21 protein-coding genes are annotated in these 20,924 nt (G+C 65.0%); 10 read left to right on the top strand and 11 right to left on the bottom strand.

Annotated features, from left to right (window positions below):
- The 3 genes from ABIA42_RS10025 to ABIA42_RS10035 are packed head-to-tail and all read left to right on the top strand — an operon-like array spanning nucleotide 1 to nucleotide 2,631.
- Nucleotides 1-327 (top strand): rhodanese-like domain-containing protein, encoded by a 327-nt coding sequence (locus ABIA42_RS10025; RefSeq protein ID WP_028178566.1) that lies wholly within the window; start codon nucleotides 1-3, stop codon nucleotides 325-327.
- 8 nt (nucleotides 328-335) lie between these two features.
- Nucleotides 336-1,511, top strand: a complete 1,176-nt coding sequence (locus ABIA42_RS10030; protein ID WP_028178565.1) for an aminotransferase — start codon at nucleotides 336-338, stop codon at nucleotides 1,509-1,511.
- Nucleotides 1,512-1,518: 7 nt separating this feature from the next.
- A complete protein-coding gene (locus ABIA42_RS10035; RefSeq protein ID WP_271529130.1) occupies nucleotides 1,519-2,631 on the top strand; it encodes a polyamine ABC transporter substrate-binding protein in 1,113 nt (370 codons plus the stop codon).
- A 137-nt stretch (nucleotides 2,632-2,768) separates the two neighbouring features.
- Here the strand turns inward: ABIA42_RS10035 and ABIA42_RS10040 are convergent, their stop codons facing one another.
- The 6 genes from ABIA42_RS10040 to ABIA42_RS10065 all read right to left on the bottom strand — a co-directional run bounded on the left by ABIA42_RS10040 (nucleotide 2,769) and on the right by ABIA42_RS10065 (nucleotide 7,555).
- Complete coding sequence (locus ABIA42_RS10040) at nucleotides 2,769-3,701, bottom strand: lipid A biosynthesis lauroyl acyltransferase (protein ID WP_370113879.1); 933 nt, start codon at nucleotides 3,699-3,701, stop codon at nucleotides 2,769-2,771.
- A gap of 8 nt (nucleotides 3,702-3,709) precedes the next feature.
- Nucleotides 3,710-4,987, bottom strand: a complete 1,278-nt coding sequence (locus tag ABIA42_RS10045) for a beta-ketoacyl-ACP synthase (protein ID WP_271529128.1) — start codon at nucleotides 4,985-4,987, stop codon at nucleotides 3,710-3,712.
- A 21-nt stretch (nucleotides 4,988-5,008) separates the two neighbouring features.
- Nucleotides 5,009-6,214 carry a beta-ketoacyl-ACP synthase gene (locus tag ABIA42_RS10050; protein ID WP_271529127.1) on the bottom strand — a complete coding sequence of 402 codons (1,206 nt, stop codon included), beginning with the start codon at nucleotides 6,212-6,214 and terminating at the stop codon, nucleotides 5,009-5,011.
- Nucleotides 6,211-6,681 (bottom strand): 3-hydroxyacyl-ACP dehydratase FabZ family protein, encoded by a 471-nt coding sequence (locus tag ABIA42_RS10055; protein ID WP_370113876.1) that lies wholly within the window; start codon nucleotides 6,679-6,681, stop codon nucleotides 6,211-6,213. The genes ABIA42_RS10050 and ABIA42_RS10055 overlap by 4 nt, the downstream gene beginning before the upstream one ends.
- 10 nt (nucleotides 6,682-6,691) lie before the next feature.
- Nucleotides 6,692-6,979, bottom strand: coding sequence for an acyl carrier protein (locus ABIA42_RS10060; protein WP_007592476.1), 288 nt, complete (start codon nucleotides 6,977-6,979; stop codon nucleotides 6,692-6,694).
- A gap of 234 nt (nucleotides 6,980-7,213) precedes the next feature.
- Nucleotides 7,214-7,555 (bottom strand): hypothetical protein, encoded by a 342-nt coding sequence (locus ABIA42_RS10065; protein ID WP_271529125.1) that lies wholly within the window; start codon nucleotides 7,553-7,555, stop codon nucleotides 7,214-7,216.
- A gap of 308 nt (nucleotides 7,556-7,863) precedes the next feature.
- Here ABIA42_RS10065 and ABIA42_RS10070 point away from each other — a divergent pair, with 308 nt between their 5' ends.
- From ABIA42_RS10070 to ABIA42_RS10080, 3 genes are all read left to right on the top strand, one after another.
- Entirely contained in the window at nucleotides 7,864-8,487 is a 624-nt protein-coding gene (locus ABIA42_RS10070; RefSeq protein ID WP_271529124.1) for a ParB-like protein, read from the top strand.
- A 140-nt stretch (nucleotides 8,488-8,627) separates the two neighbouring features.
- Nucleotides 8,628-8,771, top strand: coding sequence for a hypothetical protein (locus ABIA42_RS10075; RefSeq protein WP_162832029.1), 144 nt, complete (start codon nucleotides 8,628-8,630; stop codon nucleotides 8,769-8,771).
- Nucleotides 8,772-8,920: 149 nt separating this feature from the next.
- Nucleotides 8,921-9,088 carry a hypothetical protein gene (locus ABIA42_RS10080; protein ID WP_165936397.1) on the top strand — a complete coding sequence of 56 codons (168 nt, stop codon included), beginning with the start codon at nucleotides 8,921-8,923 and terminating at the stop codon, nucleotides 9,086-9,088.
- Nucleotides 9,089-9,117: 29 nt separating this feature from the next.
- On the opposite strand, the gene ABIA42_RS10085 is transcribed toward ABIA42_RS10080, so the two are convergent.
- The 3 genes from ABIA42_RS10085 to ABIA42_RS10095 all read right to left on the bottom strand — a co-directional run bounded on the left by ABIA42_RS10085 (nucleotide 9,118) and on the right by ABIA42_RS10095 (nucleotide 12,095).
- Nucleotides 9,118-9,621, bottom strand: coding sequence for an MgtC/SapB family protein (locus tag ABIA42_RS10085; protein ID WP_271529123.1), 504 nt, complete (start codon nucleotides 9,619-9,621; stop codon nucleotides 9,118-9,120).
- A 10-nt stretch (nucleotides 9,622-9,631) separates the two neighbouring features.
- Entirely contained in the window at nucleotides 9,632-10,210 is a 579-nt protein-coding gene (locus ABIA42_RS10090) for a peroxidase-related enzyme (protein ID WP_370113873.1), read from the bottom strand.
- A 145-nt stretch (nucleotides 10,211-10,355) separates the two neighbouring features.
- A complete protein-coding gene (locus ABIA42_RS10095) occupies nucleotides 10,356-12,095 on the bottom strand; it encodes an ATP-binding protein (protein WP_370113871.1) in 1,740 nt (579 codons plus the stop codon).
- Between the two features lie 431 nt (nucleotides 12,096-12,526).
- Here ABIA42_RS10095 and ABIA42_RS10100 point away from each other — a divergent pair, with 431 nt between their 5' ends.
- Complete coding sequence (locus tag ABIA42_RS10100; RefSeq protein ID WP_271529120.1) at nucleotides 12,527-13,495, top strand: catechol 2,3-dioxygenase; 969 nt, start codon at nucleotides 12,527-12,529, stop codon at nucleotides 13,493-13,495.
- A gap of 158 nt (nucleotides 13,496-13,653) precedes the next feature.
- Here the strand turns inward: ABIA42_RS10100 and ABIA42_RS10105 are convergent, their stop codons facing one another.
- The gene (locus ABIA42_RS10105) at nucleotides 13,654-17,184 is read right to left on the bottom strand and encodes a molybdopterin cofactor-binding domain-containing protein (protein WP_370143764.1); all 3,531 of its coding nucleotides are present in this window, start codon (nucleotides 17,182-17,184) and stop codon (nucleotides 13,654-13,656) included.
- Nucleotides 17,184-17,666, bottom strand: coding sequence for a (2Fe-2S)-binding protein (locus ABIA42_RS10110; protein ID WP_370113869.1), 483 nt, complete (start codon nucleotides 17,664-17,666; stop codon nucleotides 17,184-17,186). Before ABIA42_RS10110 ends, ABIA42_RS10105 begins: the two co-directional genes overlap by 1 nt.
- Nucleotides 17,667-17,906: 240 nt before the next feature.
- Here ABIA42_RS10110 and ABIA42_RS10115 point away from each other — a divergent pair, with 240 nt between their 5' ends.
- Genes ABIA42_RS10115 through ABIA42_RS10125 form a run of 3 tightly spaced genes read left to right on the top strand, consistent with a single transcriptional unit; the run spans nucleotide 17,907 to nucleotide 20,868 of the window.
- Nucleotides 17,907-19,364 (top strand): 6-hydroxynicotinate reductase, encoded by a 1,458-nt coding sequence (locus ABIA42_RS10115; protein WP_370123564.1) that lies wholly within the window; start codon nucleotides 17,907-17,909, stop codon nucleotides 19,362-19,364.
- The gene (locus ABIA42_RS10120) at nucleotides 19,361-20,257 is read left to right on the top strand and encodes a UPF0280 family protein (RefSeq protein WP_271529117.1); all 897 of its coding nucleotides are present in this window, start codon (nucleotides 19,361-19,363) and stop codon (nucleotides 20,255-20,257) included. Before ABIA42_RS10115 ends, ABIA42_RS10120 begins: the two co-directional genes overlap by 4 nt.
- 26 nt (nucleotides 20,258-20,283) lie before the next feature.
- Nucleotides 20,284-20,868, top strand: coding sequence for an amino acid synthesis family protein (locus tag ABIA42_RS10125; protein ID WP_024338309.1), 585 nt, complete (start codon nucleotides 20,284-20,286; stop codon nucleotides 20,866-20,868).
- The last annotated feature ends 56 nt before the right edge of the window (nucleotides 20,869-20,924 follow it).

A 20,924-nucleotide genomic window follows, 5' to 3' on the forward strand; every position in this document is an offset into this window, starting at 1 on the left:
GTGGCGAATCAAGTACAGGATCTGACCCCGGACGAGGTTTCCAAGGGTGTCGCGGAAGGGCGCTATCTGCTCGTCGACGTTCGCGAACCGAACGAGGTTCAGGCCGAGGCCTATCCCTACGGCGTCGTGGTGCCGCTCTCGACCTTCGATCCCAAGGCGATTCCCGATCCCGCCGGCAAGGAGGTCGTGTTCGCCTGCCGCTCGGGAAAACGCTCCGTGACCGCCTCGCTGGCGGCGCAGGCGGCGGGCCTTCCCTACAACAAGCATCTGGCCGGCGGCATGCTGGGCTGGAAGGCGGCGGGGCTCCCCAGCAAGGTCGGTGGCTGATCGGCTCGATGTCCAATTCTTCCTTGAACAAGGTCTTTGCCGACCTTCCCGTCACCATCTTTGAGGCGATGTCGCAGGCCGCCCGCGACAACAATGCCATCAATCTCGGCCAGGGCTTTCCCGACGATCCCGGTCCTGAGGACATCCGCCGCGCCGCGGCCGAGGTCTCGCTGAACGGCTACAACCAGTACCCGTCGATGATGGGCTTGCCGGAGCTGCGCCAGGCAATCGCGACCCATTATGGCCACTGGCACGGCCTCACGCTCGATCCGATGAGCGAAGTGATGGTCACCTCGGGCGGCACAGAGGCGCTGACCTCGGCGATCCTCGCGGTGGTCCAGCCCGGCGACGAGGTGGTCTGCTTCCAGCCGGTCTATGATTCCTATCTGCCCATCATCCGCCAGGCGGGCGGCATTCCGCGCCTGGTCCGTCTCGAGCCGCCGCACTGGCGGCTGAATGAGGACATGCTGAAAAGCGTCTTCAATTCAAAGACCAAGGCGGTGCTGTTCAACAATCCTTTGAATCCGTCCGCGGTGGTCTATCCGCGCGAGGACCTCGAGCTGCTGGCGCGCTACTGCCAGGAGTTCGACGTCATCGCGATCTGCGACGAGGTCTGGGAGCACGTCACCTTCGACGAGCACAAGCACGTCCCGCTCATCACCATTCCCGGCATGCGCGAGCGCACCATCAAGGTCGGCTCGGCCGGCAAGATCTTCTCGCTGACCGGGTGGAAGATCGGCTTCGTCTGCGCGGCACCGCCCTTGCTGCGCGTCGCCGCCAAGGTGCACCAGTTCCTGACCTTCACCACCGCGCCGAACCTGCAGGCCGCCGTCGCCTACGGCCTCGGCAAGTCCGACGACTACTTCCTGTCGATGCGCAAGGATCTGACGCGGAGCAGGGACCGCCTGACCAGGGGGCTGGAGAGCCTCGGGTTCCCCGTACTGAAGTCGCAAGGCACCTACTTCCTCACCGTGGACCTGTCACCGCTCGGGCTGAACGAGAGCGACACGGAATTCTGCTGGCGCATCGTGAAAGACTACAAGGTTGCGGCGATCCCGGTCTCGGCCTTCTACGAGCAGGACCCCGTAACCTCGGTGGTGCGGTTCTGCTTCGCCAAGAAGGACGAGACGCTCGACACCGCGCTGGAGCGGCTGTCCGACGCGGTGCGCGGGCGCAAGAGGTAGACGAGAGATGACGAGCGTCAGCCGCTCCGGGTTTCGCCTCGGTGTTGCAATCGCCGCGGCGCTGACGTTGCTTTCGCCCCCGGCAGGGGCCGAGGAGCGCGTCGTCAACTTCTACAACTGGTCCAACTACATGGCGCCGGATGTCCTTGAGGCTTTCACCAGGGAGACCGGCATCAAGGTGGTCTACGACACCTTCGATGCCAACGAGACCCTGGAGACGCGCCTGATGGCCGGCAAGTCCGGCTACGACGTCGTGGTGCCCACGGCGTACTTCCTCCAGCGCCAGATCAAGGCCAACATCTTCCAGAAGCTCGACAAGTCGAAGCTGCCGAACCTCAGCAATGCCTGGCCGGTGGTGACGCAGCGTCTCGGCATCTACGATCCCGGCAACGTCTACGCCGCCAACTACATGTGGGGCACGACGGGCATCGGCTACAACGTCGCCAAGGTGAAGCAGATCCTCGGACCGGACGCGAAGATCGACAGCTGGGACATCGTCTTCAAGCCGGAGAACCTCGCCAAGTTCAAAGACTGCGGCGTGCACATGCTCGACTCCGCCGACGACATCTTTCCGGCGGCGCTGAACTATCTCGGGCTCGATCCGAACTCGACCAAGCAGGCGGACCTGGAGAAGGCCGCCGATGCCGTGGCGAAAGTCCGTCCCTTCGTGCGCAAGTTCCACTCCTCCGAATACCTGAGCGCGCTCGCCACCGGCGAGATCTGCTTCGTGGTCGGCTGGTCCGGCGACATCATGCAGGCCCGTGCCCGCGCGGCCGAAGCCAAGAGTGGCATCGAGATCGGCTATGCGATTCCCAAAGAGGGCGCGCAGATGTTCTTTGACAATCTCGCGATCCCCGCCGACGCCAAGAACGTCGCTGAAGCCTACGCGCTGATCAATTATCTCTACCGCCCTGATGTCGCCGCCAAGAACTCGGACTTCCTGTCCTACGCCAATGGCAACCTCGCCAGCCAGAAGCTGGTCGATCCGAAGATCCTTGGCGACAAGAACATCTACCCGGACGAGGCGACGCTCTCGAAGCTGTTCGTCATCACGGCGCGCGAGCCGGCGACGCAGCGGATCATCAACCGGCTCTGGACCAAGGTGAAGACGGGGCGCTGAGCGGCTGAGACGGAGCAGACGCTCCCTTGCTCAGCTGTCATGCCCGGGCTTGTCCCGGGCATCCACGTCTTTCCTGCCGCGTGGCGATGCGTGGATGGCCGGGACGGGCCCGGCCAAGACGGCAGGAGTTGCGCCGGCTACCGCCACCTTCGGTGCAGCCACAGCCACTGCTCCGGATGCTCGCGCACCCAGCTCTCCACCACGCTGGTGATCGCCTGCGTCGTGCCCTGGATGTCGATTTTGCCGTCCGCATCGCGCACCGGCTTGATCTCTTCGGTCAGCTCGCCGCGGAAGCGGCCGCCGGGCAGGCGGATGATGCGCACGCCATGGATCGGGCATTCGACCTGGCGGAGCAGGCGCGCCAGCATCGGATTGGCGCGGGTCTTGCGACCGAAGAACGTGACCTCGACGCCGGCGGTGAGGTACTGGTCGATCAGCATGGCGACGTGCTTGCCGTCCTTGAGCGCCTGCGCGAGCCGCAGCGGCGCGTCGCGGCCGGCCGGGATCAGTGTGCCCATGTTGACCTGGCGCATCTCCTGGATGATGCGATCGGCCGAGGCGATGTTCGGCCGGCGATAGAGGATCGCGGTATCCAGTCCATGCGCGACGGCGGCGAGCGCCGGCAATTCCCAATTGGCCAGATGCGCAGCGAAGATCAGCGCCGGCCTGCCGTCATCGCGGATCTGGTCGAACAGCTCGATGCTGCGCTCGGACAATTCGATCCGGCTCTTCTCCGGATGGTCGCGATCGTAGTCCCAGACGCGGTCCATATGGGCGAATTCGGCGCCGACGCGGCCGAGATTCTCCCAGACGCCCATCAGGATCCGTTCGATCTCCTCCGGCGATTTCTCCGGAAAGGCGGCGGTGAGATTGGCGCGGCCGATGCGGTGCTCGCGCAGGCGCGGGCCGATCAGCTTGACGGCGCGCGCGAAAAAGTCCGAGGTTTTGACCGGATCGAAATAGCGCGTGGTGCGCAGCATCGCGACCGTCGCCGCGCCGATCAGGCTTCCGCCGAGCGATTTGGCAGCCTCCCGCGCGCGGGTCTTCATGCTCGCAGGAAGCAGCGACATGCGTCCGGTCAGGCCGGTTCGCGGGTCAGGATCAGCGAGGCGTTCTGACCGCCGAAGCCGAACGAATTCGACATCACCGCGGTCACGCGGGCGTCGCGCGCCTTGTTGCCGACGACGTTGAACAGGATCGCGGGATCAGGAATGTCGTAGTTGATCGTTGGCGGAATGCGCTGATGCTCGAGCGTCAGCAGCGAGAAGATCGCCTCCACCCCGCCGGCGGCCGAGATGGTGTGGCCGACCATGGACTTGTTGGAGGTGACCGGAATCTTCTGCGCGAGCTCACCGAACACGGCCGATGTCGTGTTGAACTCCATCTTGTCGTTTTCGGGTGTCGAGGTGCCGTGCGCGTTGATGTGGTCGATCTGGTCGGGCGTCATGCCGGCATCGGCCAGCGTCTTGTTCATGCAGCCGATGATCGGCTTGCCGTCGGGCGAGGAGCGGGTGCGATGGAAGGAATCGGTGAGCTCGCCGCATCCGGCAATCACGCCGAGGATCTTCGCGCCGCGCGCAGTCGCCGCCTCGTAGCTTTCGAGCACCAGTGCGCCGGCGCCTTCGGCCATCACAAAACCATCGCGGTTCTTGGAGAAGGGGCGGGAGGCCGCCTGCGGCGGATTGTTCTGGGTCGACAGCGCCGAAAGCAGCGAGAAGCGCACCAGCGCTTCCGGGTTCACGGTGCCGTCGGTGGCGACGCACAGCGCGGCATCGGTCTCTCCGCGGCGGATCGCCTCGACGCCGAGCTGGATCGAGGTCGCACCCGAGGCGCAGGCCGTGGACAGCGAGATCGGCGAACCCTTGGTGCCGAACGTCTCGGCGAGAGATGCGGCGACCGAGCCGAACATGAAGCGATGATGGTAGGCGCTGTACTTGCCGCCGCCGGAAATGCGCAGCAAATCGTCATAGTTGATGTCGAGCTGGCCGACGGCGCGACCCAGTTCCCGACGCTGCGGCCATTCGACCTCGACCGGCGCAACGGCAAGAAAAAGGGGGCCCGGGAAATCGGCCTTGGCGCCGATGCCAGCCTGCTCCAGCGCTTCCTGCGTCGCGATCTCGGCCATCCGCTCGGACAGGGCGGTGGAGGAGAACGGATCGACGCTGACGAAATCGACCGTGCCCGCCATCGTGGTCTTCAGGCCGTCGATCGGAAAACGCGTGATGGTGCGGATGCCGGATTCGCCGGCGACGAGCTTCGCCCAATTGTCGGTCTTTCCGGCGCCGAGCGACGTCAAGATGCCCATGCCGGTGACGACGACGACGGGGCGCCCGAATTTGTCGCGTGCTGCACTCATGTCGATCCCCGCTTGAGCTAACTAAACCGCCTCGACCAGCGCCATGCCTTCGCCGCGCCAGTGTCCAGCTCCCACCACCACAATCTGGGTTGGTGCCCCCTGCATTTCAATCTCGGTGCCGGTCGAATCGTTCGGCGGGAACAGCGCACTGCGCGAGATCGACAGCGCGGCGAGCGCAATTCCGAGCGGGAATTGCGTCTCCATGGCGTGGCCGAACACCGTGCCGGTCGAGCGCACCGGAAAGTCGGCATGGCTCTTCAGGAAGCCGCGCTCTTCCGAGGTCGCGGGCTCGGCGCCGGTCGCTCCGGTGATGATGGCGCCCTTGCCCTCGCGCTTCGGCAGCTTGGCCCACAGCTTCTCCAGCGTCGCGGCCATGTCGCCGGGCCGCTTACGTTTGGCGAGGTCCGCGACGACGCTCGACAATTTTGCGAACGGCTTTGCGCCGCGTGCTTCCGCATGCGCCTTCGATTCCAGCACCAGGAAGGCGCCGGCGGAGCCGAGCGCGAAGCCGGCGTGGTCCTTGCGTGCCCACACGGGAGCGAACTTGTTCTTGAGGTTGAAGTCGCCGAATTCGTAGAGGACCAACAGGTCCTTGCGCTCGCCATTGTGCGAGCCGCCGACCAGCGCGATGTCGCTCTCGCCCGAGGCGATGCGCGCAAGCGCAATGCGGACGGCATCGGCGCCGGCGACCTCTTCGCCCATGAAAGTGCGCGAAGTGCCCCCCAGGCCGTGCACGATGGCGATGTTGCCGGCGAGCAGGTTGGAGAGCTGGGCCAAAAACAGCGTCGGCCTGAGATCGCTCATCAAGCGCTCGTTGAGGAAGCCGGGCGCGTTGGCGCCCTTGGCCTCGGCCGTCAGCACGCCGCTGTCGACGTTGAGATCGCGCTCTCCGCCGCCGGCGGCGACGACCATGTCGATCTTCGACAGGATGTCCTTGTTGCCCTTGATGCCGGCGGAATCGAGCGCAAGACCTGCGGCATAGGTGCCGATGCGCTGCCAGGCTTCCATCTGGCGCTGGTCGCCCTTCTTCGGGATCTGGCTGTCGAAGGCAACGGGCATCAGCGGATGCACGATGTAGGGCGCAAAGCCCTTCTCGTCGACGTTGATTCGCTTCTCCTGAAGCGCGGCCCAGTTGGCGTCCAGACCCTCGCCGAGCGAGGTGGCCAACCCAATGCCGGTGATCCAGACCTCGGTCTGGCCAGGCTTCGAAGCGGGAGTGTCAATCATGTCGATACGGCCTGTAGCGGAAATCCGACGCGCTTGGCGATCGCGTCCATGTGCGAGCGCATATCCGCATTGGGGAAGGGGATCAGCGTGAAGGTGAGCGCCGAATTGGCGCGCAGCTTGCCGCCGACTCTGATCTTGGCTTCGGTCATCGCATAGCCGGAGCCTTCATGGGTCAGGCGCGCCTCGATGCTCATGAGATCGCCGGGGAAGACCGAGCCGCGGACCTTGGCCTCCTTCACGGCGGCCAGGATCGGCATACGCTCGAACTTGAACACGCCGAGTTGAAGCCAGCCCGAGGCCTGCGCCATCGATTCGATCAGAAGCACGCCGGGCATCAACGGATAGCCCGGGAAGTGCCCCTCGAAGATGGTGCTTTCCTTCGGGACCTGCGCTTCGACGACGATCGTCTTCTCGTCGACCTTGAGGTCGACGATGCGATCGATCATGTGGAAGTATTCGAGTTGCATGACTGCGCCCTTAGGCGCTCGCGCCCTTGGCCGCAACCAGTTCGTCGATGCGGGCGCACAGGTTCTTCAGCACGAAATACTGCTCGGTGGTCGCCTTGCCGTCGTTGACCTCCTGAGTCCACTTCTCCAGCGGCAGCTTGATGCCGAACTGCTTGTCGATCGCGAACGCGATGTCCAGAAAATCGAGGCTGTCGATGCCGAGGTCATCGATGGCATGGCTATCCGGCGTGATCGTGTCGCGGGGGATGTCGCAGGTTTCAGCGATGATCGTGGCGACCTGATCGAATGTGGAAGACATCACTAAGCCTTTGATATATTGCGGGTATTTGTCAGATTGTCCAGAGTGGCACGGTGGGTGGGCATCGCGCCCCGAATGACGCCCTCAAACCCCCCTCTGGCCGGGTCGAAAGCCCGTATATCGGAGCGCCGCCCTGAGTTCAATGGAGCCGGGCAGGCCAAGGGGATCGCAAAGGGACAGGCTGGGGATGCCCACCGGGACCCTTCCGCCGGGCGGCCAGCGGCGGGCCGGTCCCTAAATATGCGGCGTTGTGATCTTGACGCAGTCGCGGCGTCCCATCAGCACGCAATCCTGGGTCCGGCGCAGGTCGGCGATGCTGACCGCGAGCCAGATCCCGATCGCGGTCAGCGCGATGGTGAAGGCCAGCGCCGCGATGTTGGCAAGCATGCGCTGGCGGAAATTGTCGGGTTCGGCCCGGGGCCGCTCGTAGCGCGACAGGTCCAGCCGCTCGGGAGCGACGCGCAACGGTTGTACGGTGCCGCTGCCGCGCTGGGCCGCCGTGGACGGCGAGGTGCGCGGCCTGAACTGGAGCACCCGGTGCTCGTCATCCGAGCTTATGGGCCGCTGGTTGTTCATGGGGCGGGGATCACTCCGGAGCAGCGATTCAGATAGCATACGTGACGAGCGCGTTGCAGAAAATCTTCTCAATGCTCGCGTGCATTTGTGCATTTGCACTATTTCTGCATGGGCCGGTGTGGAGCCGGCCGTCGCGGCCGTGCGCGGGCTGCGCCGCAACGTCAGGGATCACAATGGCCACGGAACTCGGCCCTTCGTCCCGCCAGTACCGACTTGTGATCTCAGCGCCCTTTCCGAACGCATTTTGTCGCTGCGGGGCCCATGGCATAGTCGCGGGAAAGCCGGGGCCATCTGAGGACTTATCGATCATGACCAATACGCGCGAGCCGCGAGTGCATCCTGTCCCGATCCTGTCGCTCCGGCCGACGCAGATGACGGTCGGCATGCGGGAGGTCAGGGAGAAGCGCAAGCGCTGGCGCGAGCGCGACGAGGAGAAGCAGGCTGATCTGCTCGGCAAGCACATGATCCCCGTCGTCTGCGGCCCCGACTCGCGCTACTACGTGATTGATCATCATCATCTCGGCCGCGCGCTGCACGATGAAGGCGTCAAGGAGGTGTTGGTGACCATCGTCGGCGATCTCAGGATGGTCGAGCGCGAGGCCTTCTGGGGCGTCATGGACAACAAGCGCTGGGTCTACCCCTACGACGCCAAGGGCGAGCGGCGATCGTTCCGCGACTTGCCGAAATCGGTCGCCGACCTCAAGGACGATCCGTTTCGCAGCCTTGCCGGCGAATTGCGCCGCATGGGCGGCTTCGCCAAAGACACCACGCCGTTCTCAGAATTTCTGTGGGCCGATTTCCTGCGCCGACAGGTCTCGCGCAAGGTGGTGGAGTCCGATTTCGACAGGGCGATCGAGAAGGCGATGGCCGCTGCCAGAAGCAAGAATGCCATCTATCTGCCCGGCTGGTGCGGTCCGGAGGACGATGACTAGGGCCGTGGCGCCCTTCGGCACCACCAATCGCACCACAATCACGGTCGCTTGAGCGAAATCACTTTCCCGTCTCCATGAAGCGGTCCTGAAACAGGGGCACCCCATCTCTTTGGGGTATCGAGCTTACACAGGAGACCGGAATGCGCCGTCTGGTTCTTGCCATTGCCTTGCTCGCCGTCGCCTCAGCAGGGATTTCGGCATCGTTTGCCGCAGTTCACCACGCCAAGACATTGACATTTGCCGAGCGTTTTGCCCCGGCGCTCGAGTTGATGACAAAGCGCTAGCGGCCTGGCGGTCCAGGCAGGCTTGATCTTCCGCAAAATTGCGGCGGCGGCCGGCGGCTATGGTCCGCCTGCATGATTGCCGAAGCAGCGTTGCGTCCCGATGTCGTGGGCGAGGTGGGCTCCAGGTCATGCTGACCGGAGACATGGCCATGAGCATCATCTTTCGCATCCTCTTCGTCATCGCGGGCGCGGTCACCGCGCTGTTCGTTGCGCGCGATGCCCTGAACTTCACGATCATCCAGACCTTCGTTGCGATTCTGCTCGTGACCGCCATTCTGGGCGCTGGAAGTCTCTGGAGCCTGCGGCGGAAGACGTGAGCGAGGCCACCTGGACGATCTGATGATCGCTAGCCGCTATTGCGGGGACCCGCAGACGGCGGGCTCTGCGGCCGGTGCGGATCCTCCTTGCCGCCGAGGGCGCGATGCAGCCAGCGCTCGATGCGGCGGCCGATCGTGAGCAGCACGAAGGCGACAGCCAGCGCGACCAGGACGATCTTCCATTGCCCGGCGCCGCAGGCAATGCCGAGACAGGCGGCGAGAAAGGTGCAGGCCGCGCTGGTCAGGCCTCGCACGCGAAAGCGGTCGCTCTCGTGGACGATGACTCCGGCACCGAGAAAGCCGATGCCGGTCAGGATGCCCTGGATCACACGGCTCGCCGCGTCGGTCATCTTGCCGGGCTCGGCGAACTGGACTGTGAGCAGCACGACGGTTGCGGTGGAGAGCCCGACGATGCCGAGCGTCTTCAGCCCGATCGGCTTGCTGTGCAGGTCGCGGTTGAGGCCGATCGCGCCGCCGGCGAGCGTCGCTGCGCCGAGGCGAAGCAGGATTTCGGGCCAGTCCAGCTCGGTCATGTCTTGCCCGTCACCTCTTCGGCAGTCGTCCCATCAGGTAGAACTCCTCATTCGGGCGCATGCCGGTGAAATTCGCCAGCCGGTTCGACAGTGCGAAGAAGGCGGCGATCGCGGCGATGTCCCAGACGTCGTCGTCGCTGAAGCCGTGCGGTTGGAGCACGGCGAAATCGTCCTCGGAAATCCGCTGCGCGTCAGTCGAGACCTTCATCGCGAAGTCGAGCATCGCCTTCTGCCGCGGGCTGATGTCGGCCTTACGGTAGTTCACCGCGACCTGATCGGCAATCAGCGGGTTCTTGGCGCGGATGCGCAGGATCGCACCGTGGGCGATCACGCAATATTGGCACTGGTTCGCCGCCGAAGTCGCCACCACGATCATCTCGCGCTCGGCCTTGGTGAGGCCGCCGTCCCTCTCCATCAGCGCGTCGTGATAGGCGAAGAAGGCGCGGAACTCGTCGGGACGATAGGCCAGCGTCAGGAACACGTTCGGCACGAAGCCGCTCTTCTCCTGCACGGCGAGAAGCCTCGTGCGGATGTCGTCGGGCAGCGTATCGAGGGCGGGTGCGGGGAAGCGTTGCGCGGCTTTTGTCATGGGCATGGTTCCGGCTTGGGGCCGGCAACCATAGTCGATGCGGGTGGCGGGCTCAATCTGGCGGGCCGAGTTGGCCGCGACGGAAGCGCCAGCCATGAACGACGCCAGATCTTCCGTCGCAATGGCGATGTGGATGGAGCGAAGCTTACCGCAGCGGCTTCTTCAACAGCGAGAAGCGGTCCGGATCGAGCCCCATCGATGGTTGCAGCATCGGGGCATCGACGCTGGACATCATCTTTGCCGGCGGCGCCGAGAACACCGGGTCGTTCGGCACGTCGCGCTGCGAGGTGGCGCCGCGCCAGCGCTCGAGCACGGCGCTGACGAAGTGCATGTCGTGGCCGGAGGTGACGGACGGCACGCTGCTGATGGTGGCCTCGCCGCGCGGCAATTGGTGCGGAGGCACCTCCTTGAAGCGCAGGCGCGTCGGCAGCGCAACGCCTTCGCCGAAGGCCAGCACTTCACGCGTGCCGAGCGACGGCACGAAGGAGAGCAGGTTCGCGGCGGCGTCCGACACTGCGGCGCGCAGCAGCGCCTGGTCGCGGTCGTTGGCGAGACGCATCGTGAAAAGCGTGTTGCACTGGGAGATGATGGTGGCGTCGAGCTCGGCCGGACGCTGGGTGATGAGGCCGAGATAGACGCCGTATTTGCGACCTTCCTTGGCGATGCGCGACACCGCCTTGCGGGTCGGCCCGAAACCGACGTTGCGGTCGGCGGAGGCATAGCGATGCGCTTCCTCGCAGACGAACAGCAGCGGCGAGACGCCGTCGCTCCACAGGCCGAAATCGAACGCCATGCGGCACAGCACCGAGACGACGGAATCGATGACTTCGGCCGGGAAGCCGGCGAGTTGCATCACCGTCATCGGCTTGCCGTTGGCCGGCAGGCGGAACAGATGGCTGATCACCTCGGCCATGGTGTCGCCGCCGACATTGGCGTTGTCGAACATGAAGGCGTAGCGCGGGTCGTTGCGCACGGCCTCGATGCGCGAGATCAGCTTGTGATAGATGATGCGCGAGGAGCGGTTTTCGAGCTTGCCCATGCGCTCGTCGATCAGCGACAACAGGTCGACCAGGCGATAGGGCACAGGGGTGTCGACCGTGTAGCCGATCTGCTTGGGATCGATGCGCTTGAGGCCGATGCGGTCGGCGTTCTGGTACTGGGTGTAGACGCCCTTGGCGAGCGGGATCACCTCGGCGAGGATGTCGAGCTCCTCGGGCACGCCGGCGCGACCGCCGAACAGCACGTCGACGATTTCCTCGAAGTTGAACAGCCAGAACGGCAGCTTCAGGTTTCGGGGGTTGAGCACCAGCGCGCGGTCGCCGAAGCAGCGGCCATATTCATTGTGCACGTCGAGCAGGAAGATGCGCAGGTTCGGCCGCGCTTTCAGGATCTCGTTGAGCAGGAGCGAGACGCCCGTCGATTTGCCGACGCCGGTCGAGCCCAGCACGGCAAAATGCTTGGACAGCATCTCCTCGACATCGACGTAGGCGACGACGGAGCGGTCCTGCTGGAGGAAACCCACATTGATCTGATCCGACCCGGTCGGCGCATAGATCGTGCGCAGCTCCTGGCTGGTGATCAGGTCGACGGCATCGCCGATGGTCGGATAATTGGTGACGCCGCGCTGGAATTTGGCTTTGTCCGCGGCGTTGAGGATCTCGCCGAGCAGGTCGACCGAGGCGATGGCGATGTAGCCGTCGGAGCTCGACAGATTCTCGCAGGAGACCTCGGTGATCATCGCAACGATGACCGAGCTGGCGCAGCGAATGCTGACGAAACGGCCGACGGTGGCCCGAACCTCCGAGATCGGCATCTGGCTTGCCGCCAATAGCCCGACCCGGGCGAGCGATCCGCGAACCGAAATCACGCGTCCAAAGGATGTCACGATGAATGAACCCGGCAAGAGCAAGGGATTTGCACCGGACTATGCGCGGCCGTCGCTGGACAAAGGGTTAAACGCTGGGCGCGCCCGCTCCGTTAAATCCGCGGCAATTCGGCCAATGGGTTTGGTCCTGATGCATACTTATGGGCGGAATCGCCGGGAAACTGCTGCTTTTCCGGGCCGATGCGTCGGGCCGGCCTTAAGGAAGACTTTACCATTCAGGCGGGCGACCGCCCGTTTGGAAGACCCGCCGGTCCCGGCCGGGCCGTCATTTGCAGGGGGCGCGGTAGCTTGATTTGTTGACGAGACCTAATCATTTGTACATTAGTACAAATAAATTCGCTGCCACCGGCGCCTTGCGGGGCGTCGTTGCGCCCCGCGTTCAATCGCGCCGTCCGGTGAGGCGGATCGTAGCGACGTCCCTGGAGGAAATCATGCAGCCCGAACCAATCCTCGATCTCGCCCATCTTGGCCACATGGAGCTGTTGACCCCGAAGCCCGACGAGAGCCTGAAATTCTTCGTCGATGTCATGGGCATGACCGTCAGCGGACGACAAGGCGAGTCGGTCTACCTGCGCGGCTGGGACGACTACGAGCGCTATTCGCTCAAGCTCACGGCGTCGAAGACCTCGGGCATGGGTCACATGGCGCTGCGCGCGCGCAGCCAGCAGGCGCTGGAGCGCCGCGTTGCCGCGCTGAAAGGATCCGGCTTCGACATCGGCTGGATCGACGGCGACATGGGGCAGGGGCCGACCTTCCGCTGCCGCGATCCCGACGGCCACATCGTCGAGCTCTATTACGAGACCGAATGGTATCAGGCGCCGCCGGAACTCAAGCCCGCGCTGAAGAACCAGGCGCAGCGCTTTCCGGCCCGCGGCGTCAATGTCCGCCGTCTCGACCATCTCAACTGCCTCGCCGTCGACATCAAGGCGAATCGCGAGTTCTTCGAGACTTATCTCGGTTGCCGTCTCACCGAGCAGATCGTGCTCAATGACGGCCGCGAGGCTGCGATGTGGCTGACGATGTCGAACAAGAGCTACGACTTCGCCTATTCGCTCGACCATTCCGGCGTGCCGGGCCGCTTCCACCACGTCACCTATGCGCTCGACAGCCGCGAGGAGATTCTGCGCGCTGCCGACATCTTCCTGGAGAACGGCGTGCACATCGAGACCGGCCCCCACAAGCACGCGATCCAGCAGACTTTCTTTCTCTATGTTTACGAGCCCGGCGGCAATCGCGTCGAAGTCGCCAATGCCGGCGCGCGCCTCATCCTCGCGCCGGATTGGAAGCCGATCGTGTGGACCGAGGAGGAGCGCAAGAAGGGCCAGGCCTGGGGATTGAAGACGATCGAGTCGTTCCACACCCATGGCACGCCGCCGGTGGAGGTGAAGAAGCACGGCTAGTGTTACACTTCTCTAGTGTTACACTTCTGACGTTCCACTCACGCGGTGTCATTCCGGGGCGACGCGAAGCGGCGAGCCCGGAATCTATAACTCCGTTTCGTGATTATGGATTCCGGGCTCCCTCGCTACGCTCGGGCCCCGGAATGACGGCCATATCGTCAATGCGCTGGCGCCCGCACGCGCGCGATCGTCTCGCGCAGGTTGGTCCATGCCGGCTTGTCAGGTGCAAACTGCCTACGGAGGAACGTGACGAGCTCCTCGACCTGCGTGTCGCTCATGCTGTTCTTGAAGGCGGGCATGAAGCCGAGATCGCTTGTGACCGGTTCGGCGATCCCATGCAGGATCACCTGGACCAGATTGTCCGCCGTCGCGCTGTGCAGGTTGCTGTTCAGCGCGAGCGAGGGGCGAGTGCCGAACAGCGGCAGGCCGCCGACCTCGTGGCAGACGGCGCAGGCGCCCTGGTAGAGGCGCGCGCCGGTGGAGGACGCGACGGTGACCCGTGTCGCGTTCTCAAGCCTGGTGGCGAGTGCTTCCTGTGCCTGCCGGTCGGTCGCGGCGTGGTTGAACGAGTTGAGGTAGACCGCCATCGCACGGATGTCCTGGTCGGGCAGGGCCTTGAGGTCCCGGACGATCGGTGCCATCGGGCCGGCCGCGACGCCGTGATAGCGCGAATGGCCGGTGCGCAGATAAGCGAAAAGCTCGTCCTCGCTCCACGGGATCGGTGCGCGGGAGAGCGAGGTCAGGGCCGGTGCCTCCCAACCCTCGGCAAAGCCGCCGGCGAGATAGGCTCCGCGCTGCTCGGCGCCGAGCGCGTTGCGCGGCGAATGACAGGCGCTGCAATGGCCGAGGCTCTCGACCAGATAGGCGCCGCGATTCCAAAGCTCGGACTTGGCAGGATCGGGTTTGAACTCGCGCGTCTGGTGGAACAGCGCGTTCCAGCCCGCGAGCAGCGGGCGAAGATTGAACGGGAAGGCGAGTTTGTTGTCCGGCGCCGTCGCGCGCACCGCAGGCTGGGCCATGAGGTAAGCGTACAGGGCCTGCATGTCGGCGTCGCTGGTCTTGGCGAAATGCGTGTAAGGAAAGGCGGGATAGAGCTGCCGCCCATCACGGTGCAGCCCGTCACGCATGGCGCGCTCGAAGGCGGGATAGGACCAGGCGCCGATGCCGGTCTCGACGTCGGACGTGATGTTGGTCGCGTAGATCGTGCCGAACGGCGTTTCAAGCGCGCGGCCGCCCGCGTTGAGCGCGCCGCCGGCCGAGGTGTGGCACTCCGCGCAATTGCCGAGCGCTGCGAGCAGCTCTCCGCGCGCGATCGTCGCCGCGGAATAGACTGACGCGTCGGGGCGCGCGATGGGTGCAATCGCACGTCCGGGCAGCAGCGCCGCGCCGACGCCGATTGCAGCTGTGCAGAGAGCCGCAATGGTCGCGAAGACGCCGGCGCGTTTTGCGAACGGGTTTTGCCAGATGCGGGCCGGCTGCGGCGCCGCGGGAGCGGGCAGGGCCTGTGGTGTCGCCGGTGCATCGCCGTGCAGCCCTTTCAGGATGCGCTCAGGCGTGAACGGCGGCTCGCGAAAGCGCACGCCGGTGGCATCGAAGATCGCGTTGGCGATCGCCGCCGCGCTCGGCACCGAGGCGGATTCGCCGACGCCGAGCGGCGGCTGATCCTGACGCGGCAGCATCAGGACGTCGATCCTGGGCACGTCGGGGAAGGGGATGATGGGATAGGCGCCCCATTCCCGCGCCGCCACCGCGCCGCGCTCGAACGAAACCTCCTCCATCAGCGCGCGGCTGGTGGACTGGATGACGTTGCCATGGATCTGGTGGCGCACGCCGTCCGGATTGATCATCAGGCCGGAGTCCTGGCCCGCGACGACGCGCGTGACGCTGACATCGCCGGTCGTCTTGTTCACCGCGACGTCGGCGACCCAGGCCGACCACGCCGCGCCATAGCCGGGAAACTTGCTGTGGACATAAAGCGCGTAGGCAAAGCCGCGCCCGTGCACGACCTCGCCGTCTTTCTCCTCACGGACCGGCCGCGGCGTCCACCCCGCACGCTCGGCTACTGCATTGACCAGGTCGATCGCGCGCTGGTCCTTGAGATAGCGCAGCCGATATTCGATCGGATCGACGCCGGCCTCGGTCGCGGCCTCGTCGATATAGGATTCATGCGCAAAGGTGTTCGGCAGTGCCGAGACGCCGCGGAACCAGGAGGCGCGTACGATCGGCGGCATGTCGTGGGCGACGACACGCATGTGGTCGTAATCGTAGGGCGGGATCGCTGTGCGGTCGCCCATCTGAAGCACGGCCGGATCGGGCGAGATGCGGCCGGTCAGCAGCAGCGCCAGAGTCGGCGCGGCGTTCGAGGGATAGCGCGTTGCGAGATCGTAACCGGCAATGCCGCCGTCGGCATCGAGCCCGCCGTTGACGTCGATGAGCTGCGCGGTGCCTTTGGGTTCCCAGGCGTGCTCCTGCTCGCGTGTCAATTGCACGCGCACGGGCCGGCCGACCGCGCGTGACAGCAGCAGCGCGTCGGCGGTGACGTCGTCGGCACAGTTGCGGCCGTAGCAGCCGGCGGCTTCCAGCCGGATCACCTCGATCTCGCTCTCGGGACGTTCGATCAGGAACGCAAGATCGCCGCGCAGCACGTGCGGGTTCTGCGTGCCCGACCAGACGCGGATATTGCCGTCCCTGTAGTCGGCGACGGCACAGGACGGGCCGATCGAGGCGTGCATCTGATATGGCCAGACATAAGTGCGCTGCATCGGCCTGGCAGCGCCCGATATCGCCTTGTCGACGTCGCCCTTGTCGATCAGCGTGCGCGGCGTCGATGGATTGGCGCGCAGCGCGGTTTCGACGTCGGCAAGGTCGGTGAGGGTTGGCGTCGGCTTCCAGCTCACCTCGAGCCGCTCTGCCGCGCGGATCGCATTCTCCTCGCGCTCGGCGACAATGCCGACAAAATCGCCGATGCGAACCACGGCTATGAGGCCGGGAATGTCGCCCACCGAAGATTCATCGACATCGAGCAGGCTGGTGCCGACGAACGGTCCGGCATCGACGCCGGCATAGGGCGGCCGCACCACGCGGCCGTGCAGCATGCCGGGCACGCGGATGTCGTGCACGAAAGTCAGCTCGCCCGTGGCCTTGGCGAGCAGGTCCACGCGCGGCATCGACTGGCCGACGATCGCGTAGTCGCCGACAGGTTTGACCGCGACATCGCCGGCAAGCTCGAGCCGGATCTCTTCGCCGCCGATCAGCTCGCCATAGCTGACGCTGCGATTGTCGTGCCCGCGCACGAGGCCGTCCTCGATCCGCAACTCGGAGGCCGGCAGCTCCAGTTGCTCGGCCGCGCGCGCAATCAGGAAGTGCCTCGCCTGCGCCGCGGCCTTGCGCAGGGGCACGGCGGTGATCTGGATGGTTTCGCTGGCGATCGTCGCGCCCTGGTTCGGCACCACCGACGTGTCGCCGAGCACGACCACGACGCGCGCAAAGGAGACGTCGAGCTCTTCGGCGACGATCTGGCCGAGGGCGGTGCGGATGCCGGTGCCGAGATCGACATGGCCGTTATAGGCCGTGACCGCCCCGTCCGCGGTGATGCGGACGAAGGTCTCGGATGTGACCTCGTCCACGGTGCGGGCGACGACGAGCGAGCCCGATGGCCGCTCAGCTCCGTTCGAAACAGGGGAGGCCATCAGTCCGCGGCCTCGGCGAGCTGGCCGGATGCGCGCATCACCGCGCGCAGGATCTCGACATGGGTGCCGCAGCGGCAGAGATTGTAGCGCAGCGCCGCCAGCGCCTCCTGTTCGGTCGGCCGCGGATTGATCGCGAGCAGCGCCTTGGTGGTCATGATCATGCCGTTGAGGCAATAGCCGCATTGTGCGGCCTGCTCGTCGATGAAGGCCTGTTGCACCACATCAGGCTTGTCGCGGGTGCCAAGTCCTTCGAGCGTCACGATGTCGCGGCCGGCGCAGCCGCTCACCGGAATCACACAGGAGCGTGCCGCCGCGCCGTCGATCAGGACAGTACAGGTGCCGCATTCGCCGAGGCCGCAACCATATTTTGGGCCATTGAGCGCGAGCTCGTTGCGCAACACATAGAGCAGCGGCGTCTGGCGCTCCGCCGTGACTTCGTGGATCCTGCCGTTCACGGTGAGGCGGATCGGTGTCTTCGTCATCCTCGTTCCCAAGCGCGCGTAATTCTACCGTGGCGAACGATACCGTTTGTACACAAACGTGCAAGCGGTGCATCCCGCACTGCAGCGTGGTTGCCTTCTTTGTGGACAGAGCCGATAGGCAAATGAGGTTTTATGCGGCAGCCGCATCTTTTGCGTTGCACCGCGGCTTGACAGCGCCAGGGGACCGCGCGCAACATTGTTCGTGTACGAATGATAACCGCAGTGGCCGCCGGCTCCGACATGGTGATTGAAACGACGAGCGCCGTCATTGACAAGATCCGCTGCGATGCTTGTCCGGTGATGTGCTACATCAAGCCGGGCGCCGCGGGTGCCTGTGACCGCTACGCCAATCACGACGGCAAGCTCGTCCGTGTCGATCCGCATGTGATCCTGGAGCGCACGGTCTCGCATGGCGGCAAGCTGGTCCCATTCAGCCGCACCGAAGACTGGGACGGCAAGATCGTCCACGAACCCTCGACCTTCGTGACCGCGATCGGCGCGGGCACGACCTATCCCGACTACAAGCCGGCGCCGTTCATCGTTTCCGCGGAAGTCGACGGCGTCGACATGGTGACTGTCGTCACCGAGGGCATCTTCTCCTATTGCGGCGTCAAGGTGAAGATCGACACCGATCGCTATCTCGGCCCTGAAGCCGCGACCGTCCGCGCGCAGGGCGAGGCGGTTGGCCATGTCACGACCAGCGAATATGGCTCGCAGATGCTGTCGCTCGGCGGCGTGCATCATCTCACCGGTGGTTCCAAGAAGGAAGGCCGCGTCACCTGCGACACGCTGATGGATCTCGCCAATTGCAAGGCGGTCGAGCTGACCATTGACGGTGGCGCCACCGTGGTGGTGCAGGCCGGCCAGCCGCCGATCGTCAACGGCATGAAGGAAGAGCGCATGCGCGTCGGCTGCGGCTCGGCGACGATCGGCATGTTCGCCAAGCAATGGCACGGCAAGGTCGATGAGGTCGTCGTGGTCGACGACCACATCACCGGTGTGCTCTCGGAGCATCAGGCCGGCAAGCTTCTCGACATCGCCGACACCGGCATCAAGATGAAGGGCCGGCGCTCGACGCCCGGCCGCTATTTCCAGGTCGCCGATCCCGGCACGGGCTGGGGCGGCACCAACATTTCCGATCCCTTGTCGATCCTCGGGCCGTTCGATGCCAAGGAAGCGAAGCCCGGCCTGACCATGCTGATGGTCTCCACCACGGGCGAGCATTCGTCGTACTACGTGCTCGACGAAGCCTTGAAGCCGATCGAGACCGAGATGCCGGCCGAGTTGAGATTCTCGGTCGAGCGGATCCAGGAAAACTGCGAGCCCGCGCTGTGCACCGTGCTGTTCATGGCCGGCGCCGGCGGCTCGCTGCGTGCCGGTGTCACCGACAATCCGGTGCGACTGACGCGTTCGGTGAAGGATGCGCTGACGCGCGTCACCAGCGGCGGCGCGCCGGTCTATGTCTGGCCCGGTGGCGGCATCACCTACATGGTCGACGTGACGCAGATGCCGTCAGGCGCGTTCGGTTATGTGCCGACGCCGGCGCTGGTCGCGCCGATCGAGTTCACGATGAAGCTGTCCGACTACGCCGCGCTCGGCGGCCACATGGATTATGTGAAGCCGCTCTCCGAGGTGCAGAACGGCGACGATGTCCGCCAGTTGCCCTGGCATCACCCGATTCCGGGGCGCCGGACATGACGAGGCGCCCGCAAATCGCATTGCTGTCTGATGGCCGGCGGCTGCATTTGCAGGATGGACCGATTGATCTGATCGTGGAGGCGAGGGGGCGTGCGGACGAGGTGCGCGCGGCCTATGAGGCTGCGGCGCGCCGGTTCACCGGGCTTCTCGACGAGCTATGCGCGGAATTGACTGAACTGCGTGCGGATGCTGCGACGAGAACTTCGCTGACCGGCGCCGTCGCGCGTCGTATGCATGCCGCTGTCGCGCCCTATGCTGCCGATTGCTTCATCACGCCGATGGCGGCTGTTGCCGGCAGCGTGGCCGAGGAGATTCTGGACGCGATGCTGCGCGCTGCGGCGCTTGACCGGGCTTACGTCAACAATGGTGGCGACATCGCGCTTCATCTCGCTGAAGGCACGCATTTTTCGGTCGGCCTGATGGATCGGCCCGACCGCAACGGCGTGATGCGGACGATGAGGATCGATGCAGATGACCCGGTGCGCGGCGTCGCGACCAGCGGACGCCACGGCCGCAGCTTTTCGCTCGGCATCGCCGACGCGGTGACGGTGCTGGCGGCGACCGCATCGCGAGCCGACGCGGCAGCGACGATCATCGCCAATGCCGTCGATCTGCCTGGGCATCCCGCCATCATCCGCAGACCCGCGAACGAGCTTCAACCCGACAGCGATCTGGGCGCGCGCCTCGTCACCCGCGATGTCGGCGAACTGTCTCACGATGAGATCGCCGCCGCGCTCGAATCTGGCGCGGAATGTGCACGGCATTTATTCGATCGTCGACTGATCGAGGGTGCCGTGTTGCAGCTTTGTGGTGATATGCTTGTCATCGGACCGAAAGATATTGAACGGCAAGAAGCGCGCCCGCTCACGCTGGAGAACGCGGTTCATGCCTGAACAGGGAAGAGCTTGAGGACGCAATCATGAGCGCGATCATCCGCAAGATCGTCACAGTCGTCGAAGAGACGCAAATGGAGATGGGCCGGCAGGTCTCGCCGCCGACCCGGCGCGCGGCTGCGATTGCCGTCATCGAGAATCCGTTTGCCGGAAAATACGTCGAGGATTTGTCGCCGCTGATCGCGATCGGCGAGGAACTGGGCGAGCTCTTGTCGAAGCGTGCGGTGGCCGCGCTCGGCATCGATGGCGCCAAGGCGCAGAGCTATGGCAAGGCCGCCGCCGTCGGCGAGAACGGCGAGTTGGAGCATGCCGCCGCCATCCTCCACCCCAAGATGGGCGCGCCGGTGCGTAAAGTGCTGGGCAAGGGCGCCGCTCTGATCCCTTCTTCGAAGAAGCGTAGCGGCCCGGGCACGACGCTGGACATTCCGCTCGGGCACAAGGATGCTGCCTTCGTGCGCAGTCACTTCGACGGCATGGAAGTGCAGATCAACGACGCGCCGCGCGCCAACGAGATCATGGTCGCGGTCGCCGTCACCGACAGCGGCCGTCCGCTGCCGCGCGTCGGCGGGCTGACGGTCGCGGAGATCAAGGGCGAAGACGGTCTGAGATAGAGCATGATCCGGAAAAGTGGAAACCGGTTTTCCGATGAGATCATGCTCAAGAAGTA

The organism is Bradyrhizobium sp. USDA 327 (assembly GCF_041262065.1).
GTDB classification, from domain to species: Bacteria; Pseudomonadota; Alphaproteobacteria; order Rhizobiales; family Xanthobacteraceae; genus Bradyrhizobium; species Bradyrhizobium liaoningense.